Here is a 12,955-nt window from a genome sequence, read left to right as displayed (position 1 = left end):
GGAAAGAAACGTCTTTTTGATTGAATATGAGGAGTGGGAAGATGTCACAAAAATTAGTATTGATTGACGGGAACAGTATTTTGTATCGTGCCTTTTTTGCCTTGCCTTTACTGAACAATGAAAAAGGGGTTTACACAAATGCTGTGTACGGATTTACAACAATGCTTTTAAGGATTTTGGAGGAAGAAAAGCCGACCCATTTACTGGTGGCCTTTGATGCAGGGAAAACAACTTTTCGTCATAAAACCTATACAGAATACAAAGGTGGTCGTCAGAAAACTCCATCTGAGCTTTCTGAGCAGTTTCCACTAGTTAAAGAATTACTTGAATCCTTTGAGATTTCCCATTATGAAATAGATCAATTTGAAGCTGATGATATTATTGGCACCCTCTCTAAGTCTGCAAAGCAGGATGATATGGAGGTGAAAGTCATTTCAGGTGACCGGGACCTTTTACAATTAGTGGACAAGGATGTGAATGTTTCATTAACCAAAAAGGGAGTCACCAACATTGAAAATTACACACCGGATTTCTTAGAGGAAAAAATGGGGATTCGCCCTGATCAGGTCGTCGATATGAAGGCACTGATGGGGGATAGTTCAGACAACATTCCGGGTATACCAGGGGTTGGCGAAAAGACGGCAGTTAAACTGTTAAATCAGTTTGGTACTCTAGAATCGATTTATGAAAACATGGATGAAGTAAGCGGAAAGAAATTAAAGGAAAAGCTGGAAAACCATAAAGATGATGCATTTATGAGTAAGGAACTGGCTACGATTAATCGGGATTCTCCTGTAACTGTGAAATTGACGGATGTTACCTATGATGGCTATCCATCACAAAAGGTGCTGGGACTCTTTAAAGAACTGGGCTTCCATTCACTGCTGACCCGAATTGATGGAGGAGAAGCTGAGACAGAAGAGCAGGCCGACGCTCTTGAAGATATTGATTTTACAGTTATAGAAGACGTTAAGTCAGATATGTTTACAGGTGAAGATGCATTATTTGTTGAAATGCTTGAGGAACATTACTACTATGGGACGATTTTAGGTTTTGGTGTGGTAAATAACCAGGGCCATTATTTCATCCCGACCGTGGCAGCATTGGAATCCGACGTATTTAAAAACTGGGCTGAAAACAAGGATAAGAAAAAATTTGTATTTGATGCGAAACGGGTAACGGTAGCCCTTAAACGGAAAGGGATTGATATCAAGGGCTTAAGCTTTGATATGCTGCTGGCTTCCTATATTATTAACCCGGCAGAAAATCATCATGATGTTCCCTCCATCAGTCAGCGAATGAATTATCATAACCTTTCCTATGATGAGGAAGTATTTGGAAAGGGAGCAAAGCAGAAGGTTCCGGAGTCTGAGGTCTTGTCTGAACATGTGGTGAGAAAGGCGAACGCGATTTTTCATTTAAAAGACCAGATTGTAGAAAAGCTGAAAGAAAATGATCAGCAACGCTTATATACGGAGCTTGAGCTTCCGTTAGCTACCGTTCTGGGTGAAATGGAGTATTACGGGGTAAAGGTTGACACCAATCGTCTTAATGAAATGGGCGAGGAGTTAAAAGAGCGTTTGGACACCCTGGAACAGGAAATTTATGAATTAGCCGGCGAACGCTTTAATATAAACTCACCTAAACAGCTGGGCGTTATCCTATTTGAAAAACTGGAGCTCCCAGTGATTAAAAAGACAAAAACGGGCTATTCAACGGCAGCTGATGTACTGGAACAGCTGAAGGACAAACATGAGATTATGCCTAAGATCCTGCTATATCGCCAGTTGGGCAAATTACAGTCTACTTACATAGAGGGATTGTTAAAAGTCGTTGATGAAGATGAACAAAAAATTCATACAAGATTTAATCAGGCTTTAACACAAACTGGACGATTAAGCTCTACAGAACCAAACCTGCAAAATATACCGATTCGTCTTGAAGAAGGAAGAAAGATTCGCCAGGCCTTCGTTCCTTCAAATGAAAACTGGGTCATTTTTGCAGGAGATTATTCCCAAATTGAACTAAGAGTACTGGCGCATATAGCTGGTGATGAAAAACTGATTGATGCCTTCCGAAATAACCAGGATATTCATACAAAGACAGCGATGGATGTGTTTAACGTTAGCGAGGATGATGTGACGTCCAATATGAGGCGCCAGGCAAAGGCTGTAAACTTTGGAATTGTATATGGGATCAGTGATTACGGTTTAAGCCAAAGTCTTGGCATTACCAGAAAGGAAGCAAAGGCGTTTATTGAAGCCTACTTTGAGAGCTTTCCCGGCGTGAAGAAGTATATGGATGAAATTGTGAAGGAAGCAAAACAAAATGGTTATGTTCAAACCCTTATGAACAGACGCCGTTACTTACCTGAAATCAACAGCCGTAATTTTAACCGGAGAAGCTTTGCAGAACGTACAGCAATGAACACACCTATTCAGGGAAGTGCTGCTGATATTATTAAAAAAGCGATGATCGATTTAGCGGCTCGTCTGGAAGAGGAAAAGTTTGAGGCTAAATTACTGCTTCAGGTCCACGATGAGTTGATCTTAGAGGCACCTGAAAATGAGGTGGAACAGCTTCAGCAGACCGTGCTGGACGTTATGGTAAATACGGTTCAATTGGATGTTCCATTAAAAGTCGATTTTGCCCATGGTACAACATGGTTTGATGCGAAATAATCAGGGAGCGAAGCAAAATGCCAGAACTGCCAGAAGTAGAAACTGTAAAAAAAACACTGAAACAGATTGTGGTTGGTAAAAAAATACAGGATGTAACGATACGCTGGGAAAACATTGTACAATACCCAAAAGAACCTGAGGCGTTTCAGGAGGAAATCAAGGGTCAAACGATAGAGGGGCTGGGACGAAAAGGAAAGTTCCTGCTGTTTTATTTAGATCATCACGTGCTCATTTCCCATTTACGAATGGAAGGGAAGTACGCCATTTATGACCAGGGTGAGCCTGTAGATAAGCATACCCATGTCATCTTTCATTTTGCGGATGGAACCGAGCTGAGGTATAAAGATGTAAGGAAATTTGGAACGATGCACTTATACGAAAAGGGGAAGGAATGGTCACTTCCCCCTCTTAATAAGCTTGGTCCAGAACCGTTTGATGAAAATTTCAACTCTGACTACCTTTACCAGAAATGTCAGAGGACAACCCGGAACATAAAAAATACCTTGTTGGACCAGACCGTTGTTGCAGGACTGGGAAACATCTATGTAGATGAAGCCTTATTCAGAAGCAGAATCCATCCGCTAACCATTGCCTCAGAGCTCTCGAAAGAAGAATGCTCTGTATTAGCCGAGGAAATCGTTCATACGCTGAATGATGCTGTAGCTGCAGGAGGTACAACCATCCGATCCTATTTAAACAGTCTGGGTGAAATGGGTCTGTTTCAATTACAGCTCTTTGTCTATGGACGAGAAGGACAGGATTGTAAACGCCGTGGTCACTCCATTGAAAAAATAAAAGTTGGTGGCCGGGGGACTCATGTATGTCCCTATTGTCAGAAGCAAAAATAAACAGAATTGGCACGAAGAAGGGGCTCCCTCCATATAATAGTCTAGATATTTGCAGGAGGGAGCCGATCCTATGGCGGAATGGTTAACGTTAGGTTTGCTTAGTTTTGCCGTCAGTTTTGATAGTTTTGCTGCAGGATTTACGTTTGGTCTTCGTAAAGTAAGGATTCCTGTAAAATCACTGCTTTATATAGGGTTCGTTACAGCTATTGTTTTTACATTTGCAATGCTGATTGGAAAACAGGTCGTTGGGCTTTTTTCTCCTGCCATTGCAGATATTATTGGCGGAACGTTATTTATCGGGATAGGGATATGGGTTATTTATCAATTCTTTCGTGATCAAAAGGAAGCCAAAAGTCATTCTAAGGTATATCTGTTTAAGTGGGAAATAAAATCCCTTGGCATTGTCATCCAGATATTAAAGGATCCGAACCAGGCAGATATGGATTCTTCAGGAGATATTAAGGGGCTTGAGGCCTTTGTTTTAGGAACCGCATTATCATTAGATGCTTTCGGTGCCGGAATTGGTGCTGCTATATTTGGCTTTTCTCCTTTCTTAACGGCAGGCTGTATTGCCTTTATGTCCAGTCTGTTTCTGTTTATGGGTACCAAAAGCGGATACGTTTTATCGAAGTGGAAGTGGGTTGAGAAATTTGCGTTTCTTCCTGGTGTTATTTTAATTTTGCTTGGTTTTTTTAAATTATCATAATTAAAGGAGTTCGGAAAAGTGGCTATTGTTATCGGTTTAACAGGCAGTATTGCAACAGGAAAGAGCACAGTTTCCAGCATACTTAAAGAGCATGGATTGCCCATTGTCGATGCGGATCAGATATCCAGAATCGTTGTGGAGCCTGGTGAAAGGGCATATCAGGGGATTGTTGACACCTTTGGAGAGGAAGTTTTATATGAAGATGGGACGCTGAATCGAAAAAAATTAGGTTCGATTGTTTTTACTGATGAATCAAAAAGAGAGCAGCTCAATGCCATCGTACACCCGGAAGTACGCCGCAAAATGCTTGAACAGCGGGATGAGTATGTAAAGAAAGGATATAAGGCAGTTGTTATGGATATCCCTTTGCTGTTTGAAAGCAGACTTACCCATTTTGTCGATCGAACGATAGTAGTATACGTGGGAGAGGAAACACAGTTAAAGCGTCTTATGGAAAGAGATAATAGTTCAAGAGAAGAAGCCCTGCAGCGGATCCATTCGCAGCTATCTGCAGAGAAGAAGGCAGAAATGGCCGATGCTGTGATTCATAATGAAGGAACTATACAGGAGACGAATGAACAGGTTCATGAATTGCTGAGAAAATGGGAGATTATATAAAGAATGCTGACTCAATAAATAGGAGTCAGCATTTTTTCGTATAGAATGAACTTTTTATTTCATTATTTCTAACTAAATAGGAAGCTTCTCTAATTCTTTAATTAAGCTACATTTTCTTCACACTTTTTGAAATATTGTGTTATACTATTATTAAAAAGTGTAACATAAATAAAAGTCGGGGAGGAAAGGGTCCTATGGAAAAGCATCGGATAGCAATAAATGGATTTGGAAGAATCGGACGGATGGTGTTCCGGAATGCAATTATGGATAAAAGCTTTAAGGTTGTAGCTATAAATGCAAGTTATCCCCCTGAAACGATCGCTCATTTAATAAAATATGACAGCACCCATGGACGTTTTGATAAGGAAGTCAAAGCCCATGAGAATGGGATTGAAGTTGATGGAGAGTTCGTGAAGCTCATTGCTCAGCGTAATCCTGAATGGCTGCCATGGAAGGATCTTGAGGTAGATATTGTCATAGAGGCCACTGGAAAGTTTAAAACAAAGGAAACAGCCTCGTTACATTTAGATGCCGGAGCCAGAAAAGTAATCATTACGGCACCAGGAAAAGATATCGATGGCACATTTGTAATCGGTGTCAATGAAGAGGATTATCATCCTGATTATGACCACGTTATTTCGAATGCATCCTGTACAACAAACTGCTTAGCACCGGTAGTCAAGGTGCTGGATAACCATTTTGGGGTTGAAAATGGTTTAATGACAACTGTTCACGCTTTTACCAACGATCAGAATAATATTGATAATCCGCACAAAGATTTACGCAGGGCACGCTCCTGCACACAATCTATCATTCCTACTTCAACCGGTGCCGCTAAAGCCATTGGAGAGGTATTGCCACATTTAAACGGAAGGCTTCACGGAATGGCGTTGAGGGTTCCTACCCCAAACGTTTCACTGGTTGACCTGGTAGTGGATATCCGTAAGACGGCAACAGCTGAGGACATTAACAGAGCTTTTCAAATGGAAGCAGAAGGTCGTATGAAGGGAATTCTCGATTATAATGAAGAGCCCCTGGTGTCTATCGATTATACAACAACGTCCGCCTCTTCCATTATCGACGGTTTATCAACCATCGTCCTGGATGAAAATAAAGTGAAAGTGCTTGCGTGGTATGATAATGAATGGGGATATTCCTGCCGTGTTGTTGATTTAGCAAAATATGTAGGCAGCAGACTGGCAAATGAAACCATTCCTTCTGTGTAATCGTAAGAAATGGTAAGAACAAATAGTTACCCAGCTATTGCAATCTACCTTAGAACACTTTATACTATTTGATACTTTAAACATGCAAAACGTATGGAATCTATTTGTTTTAACTTTAATCTGCTGGTGGTTCGATTATTAAAAATAGATCCCGCAGCAGTTTGAAAATATGGTTTTGGTACAGGGGAATGGTAATGGATACAATAGGGACGCATGTGATCGCCGAGCTATGGGATTGCAGCATTGAAAAATTAAATAGTCTTGAGTTTAATGAGAAAATGCTTGTAGAAGCAGCTTTAATTGCCGGGGCAGAAGTACGCGAGGTAACCTTTCATAAATTTTCTCCACACGGGATTAGCGGCGTTGTGCTAATATCCGAGTCTCACTTAACCATACACAGCTTCCCTGAACATGGATATGCGAGCATAGATGTATATACCTGTGGAGAACGAATGCAGCCAAAAAGAGCCATTCAATTTATCACGCAGTCATTGGAAGCTAAGTCAGTTGAAAAGATAGAAATCCCCAGAGGCAAGGCGCCGATTCAGTTAAATTCAGAAGCTTATTAGATTTAGAGCACCTGGATGATTCGTCCAGGTGCTTCTGTTTGCTTATGCGGTCTCACCTAAGCGGTCGCCTCCGCTTTTCTACTTATGTTATAATATTGTAATAGATGTCGAATGAAATTTAATTCGGAGTTGATATAAATGAGATGTCCGACCTGCCATTATAAAAATACAAAAGTGCTGGATTCAAGGCCTATTGAAGAAGGTGGAGCGATTAGAAGACGCCGGGAGTGCGAAAAATGTCAATATCGCTTCACTACATTTGAACGAATTGAAGAAATTCCGTTAATTGTTGTCAAAAAGGAAGGTACACGCGAGGAGTTTAGCAGGGAAAAGCTTTTACGAGGGTTAATCAAGGCCTGTGAAAAAAGGCCGGTAGCACTGGAAAGAATCGAAAATGTTGTTACCGAAGTAGAGAACGAGTTGAGAAACCAGGGTGATTCCGAGGTTCAAAGTGAAGATATTGGCAGAATGGTTATGGACCGACTGAAAGAAATTGATGAAGTTGCATACGTTCGATTTGCATCGGTTTACCGTCAATTTAAAGATTTAAACGTATTTATGCAGGAATTAGAGGATTTGATAAAAAGGACAAATGGTCATGATAATTGAGATAAAGGAGCCTGTTCCTTATGAATGATCGTATAAAAAGTTTATTGCCCAATGATCGATATTACACCAAGCTTCAGGCATCTTGTCATGAGGACTATGTATTGGCTTTGACTCATTTGTATCAGCCGTTAATAGGTATACAAGCGGTTTCCATTTACCTTACGATGGTAAATGAAGCCAAGATGAATCGTGATTGTTCAACCCATCATCATATTATGAACATGGTAAACATTGATTTAGATGATTTTTACGAAGCCAGAATCAAATTAGAGGCCATTGGATTGTTGAAAACATATATGGCGGATACGGATGTACGCACTTATTATTATGTTTTAATCCCACCATTTTCTACTGCCGCCTTTTTTGAAGATTCCATGCTTTCTATTCTGCTGGAACATCATATTGGACAAAAACCGTACAATGATTTGAAACGAAAGCTCATCTCATCAACTATACCCGATCAGGTCTCTGATCAAACGAAGTCATTTAAAGATGTGTTTTCGACGGTACAAAAACCAGCTGCAGATTTGCCGGCATCTGATTCCACCCATGAACAGGAAAGCACTCCAGAACCTGCTTTAGAAGAAGAAATGAAAGTGGACTTTGAATGGCTCGAGCAAAGCCTGCGGAAAAATAATATGAATACCGCAAAAATATTTACCACTGAAAACCGGTCATTGATAAATAATCTTGCAGAAATCTATCAGGTTGATACAATTTATCTTGAGAAGGCCATTTTATGGTCTGTAAATGAAAATATGGAACTATTAAAAGATGAATTGCATGAAGTTTGCAAAGACTATTATGCTAAAACTTTCCATACAGAAAAACCAGAACTTCAACTCAAAATAAATAATAAAAAGGAACAAAGCAATGATCAAAAACCTGTTCCTCAATCTAAAGAGGGAAAATTAATTCAGCATTTTGAAAACATTACTCATCGTGAAATACTGGAGGATTTCTCCAGAACCGGTGTTGCATCCGAGCAGGAGGTTAAAATGATTACGAACGCCATGTTTCGCCATGGACTGCCTCAGAGCGTGATAAATGTTCTGGTTCATTATGTCCTTCAAAAATCAGACATGAAACTAACTCGGAATTATATAGAAAAAATAGCGACCCACTGGGCACGTAAAAATGTAAAAACCGCCAAACAGGCCATGCAGCTGGCTAAATCAGAAGCAAAGCTCTACCAGTCATGGGGAAAGAAAAGAAATACTCATAAGAAAAAAGAAGTTCTTCCTGAATGGTTCAAGAAAGAAAGTCAATCGGAGCAGCAAAAAACGAAACAGCCGGAGAAAAGTGAGCAGGACATCCAGAAGGAAAAACAGGAATTACAAGAAGCTTTAAAAAATATGTCAACGAAATCTTTTAATCATTAAGGGTGATCGGAAATGGAATCCATACAATCTGCTCTTCGAAGGTGGATGAGCGAAAGCAATAGCTTCCAGGAGTCCTATGAAAAAATGAAGAGCGAAATTTTACAGGCGCCTGAGATCAAGCAATTTTTAGATGAAAATCAGCATTTAACCCGAAGTGACATTGAACGTCAGCTGATTAAGCTTTATGAATATACATCCCAGTCAAAGGATTGTGAAAAGTGTTCTTCGTTAAATGAATGCTGTAATATCGTCCGGGGCTATGCACCCAAAATTTCTACGGAAGGGAATCAGATTAAGTTAACCTATGAAAAGTGTTCCCGTAAGATGCAGCAGGATGAGCAGCTTCGAAAAAAATCATTTGTACAAAGCTTATACATGCCTAAGCGATTATTGGAGGCACGACTGGACGAGGTTGAGCTGGATGACCCGGAGCGCTTCGAAGCTATTCGTAAAATTGAACGTTTTCTGCATGAAGCAGAGCATAATCCTTCAAAAGGCCTGTATTTATACGGTCCCTTTGGTGTGGGAAAAAGCTATTTATTAGGTGCACTTGCTAATGCGTTAGCTGAGCGCGAGATTAAAACTCTATTTATTTATATGCCGGAGTTTGTGAGAGAAATTAAATCCTCGATTAATGACTCGACCATTAATGAGAAAATTGACCGTTTTAAGCGGATACCAGTATTAATTCTTGATGATATTGGATCCGAGCATCAGTCACCCTGGTTCCGTGATGAAGTGCTGGGAGCTATATTACAGTATCGCATGATGGAGGAGCTGCCTGTTTTCTTTACTTCCAACTATAGTTTGAAGGAACTTGAAGTGGTGCTGGCCTCTGCCAGTAAGGTGGAAGCAGAGGAATTAAAGGCCCGTCGTATTATAGAGCGTATCAGGCAGGTAAGTGAGCCAGTGGCCATGCTGGGTCAGAATAGAAGATCATAATAAAAAAAATGAAATAACGAATGTTAGAAGTGAAACGGCTCATAGGAATCGGGGAAATTCCAATGATAGCTGTTTCACTTTTATTTTTTGTTCATTTTATCCTTGTTTGTCCCATATAATGTAACAGTTTGATGGGAAAGAGGGATGAAGTTCATGGGTTTGGTGATTCACTTTTTTAAAGAAGATGAAGCAGAAGCATATTTTCATAAGATCTACAGTGAAGATGAAATCAATCGTATTCAGTTTGAAAGGGGGGAAGGTCCATCTTATTTTATTAAAGCAGATGTTCAGCTGGACAGGAAAAGTGATATGTGGAGAAAGATGATTCATGCTCTTCTTTATGTGTTTATTCAGTACCGTTTACCGGTTCTGTCGAAGGATATTTTAAAAAAGGTCTACTACTTCTCGGATGAACACGAACTGATGCATATTATTCCTATATTACAATCTGTGATGCAAAATCCGAAAAGCTATGGTACACAGTCGGACCTTAAGGCAGCCGCTGAGTTTTATCAAATATTTGAGAACCATGTAAGCCGGAATCAGATTGTCTCGTTTGACTTTTTTATGGAAGATAATCAGCAGTTTTTTAGAGAGCAACTGATTGATATTACTGGATATGCCATTGAAGAGTGGAAGCGGGAGGAGGATTATCAGGATTTTATTCATCGATTAAGAGGGTACTTTAAAAGCAGAGAGCCGAGGACCGGCCTGCTTATTATTACATATCATCATGAATTTCAGTTTTTCAGAGAAACAGGAAAGCCATATACAACAAGTGAATTAAAGGCTTTGCAAAATAAGGAATCTTTACATTTTATTGATTTATTATCATCTGAATTTCCTTTATCCTGCCTGCTTGGTATTGCACCAGAGAAAATCGTCATTTACACATCAAAGCCTTCCGATCCGAAAGTGATTTTTCTGCAAAATATTTTTCAGGAGCATGCAAGCGTACAATCAATGGAAAAACTTCCTTTTATTATGAATTAACGTCCTTTACGAAAAAGACTTGACAAAGAAGGGAATTATCCATATAATTCATTCATAACTACAAAACAAGAAGATGATTGCGGTAAGGATAAGGACATGAACAATGTCAATCGGCTGAACAGAGAGGGAAGTCAAAGGCTGCGAGCTTCCTGAGTACGAGTCATTGTTTACCACCTTTGAACCCTGATTGTGAAAATAGAGTAATAATCAGCGCTGATCCACGTTACGGATCCCATTAAGTGCCGTTTTGAAAAGAACGGAACCAGGGTGGAACCACGGGTGAAGATAAGCTCGTCCCTTTTTGGAGGGACGGGCTTTTTTTAATGCCTTCCTTTTTATCACGCATTAACTGTCCGTAATACCCCACTGATGGAAGTTTCACTTTATCAGCATAAATAAACGATTTAGAAGGAGTGATTGCAGTGGCAGAACAAGTAAACATTACCTTTCCCGATGGTGCTGTAAAGGAGTTTCCCCAGGGCACAACGAGTGAGGATATTGCTCAGTCCATTAGTCCTGGTCTGAAAAAACAGGCAGTAGCAGGTAAAGTAAATGGAGAACTGTATGATTTACGCAGACCCATTGATAAGGATGCAAAGGTTGAAATTGTCACATTAAGAAATGAGGAAGGAATAGAAATTCTTCGTCATTCAACGGCACATCTAATGGCTCAAGCCATTAAACGATTATATAAAGATGTGAAGCTTGGTGTGGGACCTGTTATAGAAAATGGGTTTTATTACGACCTGGATATGGAGGAAAAAATTACTCCGGAAGAATTGGAAAAAATAGAAAAGGAAATGAAGAAAATTGTGGATGAAGCTCATGAGGTTCAAAGAGTGGAGGTTACCCGTGAGGAAGCTAAGGAAATGTACCGTGAAATTGGGGATGACCTAAAGCTGGAACTCATTGATGATATTCCCGAGGGTGATCCGATTACCATTTACAAACAGGGAGAATTCTTTGACTTGTGCCGTGGTCCCCACGTTCCCCATACAGGGAAAATTAAAGTGTTTAAGCTATTAAATATTTCCGGAGCTTACTGGCGCGGAGATAGTGATAATAAAATGCTTCAGCGTATCTATGGAACGGCCTTTGAGAAGAAGGGTCAGTTAGAAGAGCATTTGAAGATGCTGGAGGAAGCTAAAGAAAGGGATCACCGTAAGCTTGGAAAGGAACTCGATTTATTTACCGTTAATCAGAAGGTTGGACAAGGTCTTCCTCTATGGTTACCTAAAGGTGCTACCATCCGACGTACCATTGAGCGCTATATTGTAGACATTGAAGAAAGATTGGGCTATGACCATGTTTATACTCCAGTACTGGGCAGTGTAGATTTATACAAGACCAGTGGACACTGGGATCATTATCAGGATGATATGTTCCCGACATTGGAAATGGATAATGAGGATCTCGTATTACGCCCTATGAACTGTCCGCATCATATGATGGTTTATAAAAATGAACTCCACAGTTATCGGAATCTGCCTGTACGTATTGCAGAGTTAGGAACGATGCACCGCCATGAAATGTCAGGAGCACTGGCAGGCTTGCAGCGAGTGCGTGCCATGACTTTGAATGATGCTCATATTTTTGCCCGTCCGGATCAACTAAAAGATGAGTTTATCCGTGTGGTCAACTTGATTAAAACCGTCTATCAGGACTTCGGGATTAACGACTATTATTTCCGTTTATCCTATCGTGACCCTGAAGATAAAGAAAAATATGTGGATAATGATGAAATGTGGGAAAAGGCACAGGCACTTCTTAAGGAAACCATGGAGGAAATGGAACTTGAATATGTAGAAGCCGAGGGAGAAGCGGCTTTTTATGGTCCGAAGCTTGATGTACAGGTGAAAACAGCGATGGGTAAGGATGAAACCCTCTCAACTGTACAACTTGATTTCCATCTTCCAAATCGTTTTGACTTAACCTATATTGGTGAGGATGGTAAAGAGCATCGTCCCGTAGTTATTCACCGAGGTGTTGTATCCACCATGGAACGGTTTGTAGCCTTTCTTATTGAAGAATATAAAGGCGCCTTTCCAACCTGGCTTGCTCCTGAACAGGCAAGAATTATCCCGGTTTCTATGGATGCCCACTTTGATTATGCAAAAGAGGTAAAGGATCAGCTTCGCAAGGAAGGCTTCCGTGTAGAAGTCGATGAAAGAGATGAGAAAATCGGCTATAAAATTAGAGAAGCCCAAACCCAAAAAATCCCTTATGCGCTTGTCGTTGGGGATAAGGAAATTGAACAAAATGCCGTCAATGTACGTAAATACGGAGCGCAGGACTCCGAAACGAAAGAACTGCAGCAATTCGTTCAGGATATGAAAGAAGACGTCGAGCATATGTCTAAAAAATAATAGATGAGAGGGGGG

Annotated in this window: 11 protein-coding genes; all 11 read left to right on the top strand. The window is 40.3% G+C overall.

Going from position 1 to position 12,955, the window contains the following annotated elements; genetic code table 11:
• The first annotated feature begins 41 nt into the window (after positions 1-41).
• The 11 genes from polA (at position 42) to thrS (ending at position 12,940) form a co-directional block, all read left to right on the top strand.
• Positions 42-2,681 (top strand): DNA polymerase I, encoded by a 2,640-nt coding sequence (polA, locus tag ACZ5OK_RS12465; RefSeq protein ID WP_343837481.1) that lies wholly within the window; start codon positions 42-44, stop codon positions 2,679-2,681.
• A gap of 17 nt (positions 2,682-2,698) precedes the next feature.
• Positions 2,699-3,529 (top strand): DNA-formamidopyrimidine glycosylase, encoded by an 831-nt coding sequence (mutM, locus tag ACZ5OK_RS12460; protein ID WP_343837479.1) that lies wholly within the window; start codon positions 2,699-2,701, stop codon positions 3,527-3,529.
• A 70-nt stretch (positions 3,530-3,599) separates the two neighbouring features.
• A complete protein-coding gene (ytaF, locus tag ACZ5OK_RS12455) occupies positions 3,600-4,235 on the top strand; it encodes a sporulation membrane protein YtaF (RefSeq protein WP_343837477.1) in 636 nt (211 codons plus the stop codon).
• Positions 4,236-4,253: 18 nt separating this feature from the next.
• On the top strand, positions 4,254-4,853 hold the full coding sequence (gene coaE / locus ACZ5OK_RS12450; protein ID WP_343837475.1) for a dephospho-CoA kinase: 600 nt from the start codon (positions 4,254-4,256) through the stop codon (positions 4,851-4,853).
• Between the two features lie 194 nt (positions 4,854-5,047).
• Positions 5,048-6,079, top strand: a complete 1,032-nt coding sequence (locus tag ACZ5OK_RS12445; RefSeq protein ID WP_343837472.1) for a glyceraldehyde-3-phosphate dehydrogenase — start codon at positions 5,048-5,050, stop codon at positions 6,077-6,079.
• Between the two features lie 194 nt (positions 6,080-6,273).
• Entirely contained in the window at positions 6,274-6,648 is a 375-nt protein-coding gene (gene speD / locus ACZ5OK_RS12440; RefSeq protein WP_343837470.1) for an adenosylmethionine decarboxylase, read from the top strand.
• 138 nt (positions 6,649-6,786) lie between these two features.
• Entirely contained in the window at positions 6,787-7,257 is a 471-nt protein-coding gene (nrdR, locus tag ACZ5OK_RS12435; RefSeq protein WP_343837468.1) for a transcriptional regulator NrdR, read from the top strand.
• A gap of 20 nt (positions 7,258-7,277) precedes the next feature.
• The gene (locus tag ACZ5OK_RS12430) at positions 7,278-8,639 is read left to right on the top strand and encodes a replication initiation and membrane attachment family protein (RefSeq protein WP_343837465.1); all 1,362 of its coding nucleotides are present in this window, start codon (positions 7,278-7,280) and stop codon (positions 8,637-8,639) included.
• Between the two features lie 12 nt (positions 8,640-8,651).
• Positions 8,652-9,581, top strand: coding sequence for a primosomal protein DnaI (gene dnaI, locus ACZ5OK_RS12425; RefSeq protein WP_343837463.1), 930 nt, complete (start codon positions 8,652-8,654; stop codon positions 9,579-9,581).
• 153 nt (positions 9,582-9,734) lie between these two features.
• Positions 9,735-10,574 (top strand): sporulation protein YtxC, encoded by an 840-nt coding sequence (ytxC, locus tag ACZ5OK_RS12420; protein WP_343837462.1) that lies wholly within the window; start codon positions 9,735-9,737, stop codon positions 10,572-10,574.
• Between the two features lie 422 nt (positions 10,575-10,996).
• A complete protein-coding gene (gene thrS / locus ACZ5OK_RS12415) occupies positions 10,997-12,940 on the top strand; it encodes a threonine--tRNA ligase (RefSeq protein WP_343837460.1) in 1,944 nt (647 codons plus the stop codon).
• Positions 12,941-12,955: the final 15 nt, after the last annotated feature.

Source organism: Salinibacillus aidingensis (genome assembly GCF_055393355.1).
This window is presented reverse-complemented; position numbering and strand designations above follow the sequence as displayed.

Bases quoted from the DNA above. Each gene is read 5' to 3' on its own strand.
- dnaI (WP_343837463.1), top strand. From the start codon at position 8,652: ATGGAATCCATACAATCTGCTCTTCGAAGGTGGATGAGCGAAAGCAAT.
- ACZ5OK_RS12445 (WP_343837472.1), top strand. From the start codon at position 5,048: ATGGAAAAGCATCGGATAGCAATAAATGGATTTGGAAGAATCGGACGG.
- ytaF (WP_343837477.1), top strand. From the start codon at position 3,600: ATGGCGGAATGGTTAACGTTAGGTTTGCTTAGTTTTGCCGTCAGTTTT.
- ytxC (WP_343837462.1), top strand. From the start codon at position 9,735: ATGGGTTTGGTGATTCACTTTTTTAAAGAAGATGAAGCAGAAGCATAT.
- polA (WP_343837481.1), top strand. From the start codon at position 42: ATGTCACAAAAATTAGTATTGATTGACGGGAACAGTATTTTGTATCGT.
- nrdR (WP_343837468.1), top strand. From the start codon at position 6,787: ATGAGATGTCCGACCTGCCATTATAAAAATACAAAAGTGCTGGATTCA.
- ACZ5OK_RS12430 (WP_343837465.1), top strand. From the start codon at position 7,278: ATGAATGATCGTATAAAAAGTTTATTGCCCAATGATCGATATTACACC.
- speD (WP_343837470.1), top strand. From the start codon at position 6,274: ATGGATACAATAGGGACGCATGTGATCGCCGAGCTATGGGATTGCAGC.
- mutM (WP_343837479.1), top strand. From the start codon at position 2,699: ATGCCAGAACTGCCAGAAGTAGAAACTGTAAAAAAAACACTGAAACAG.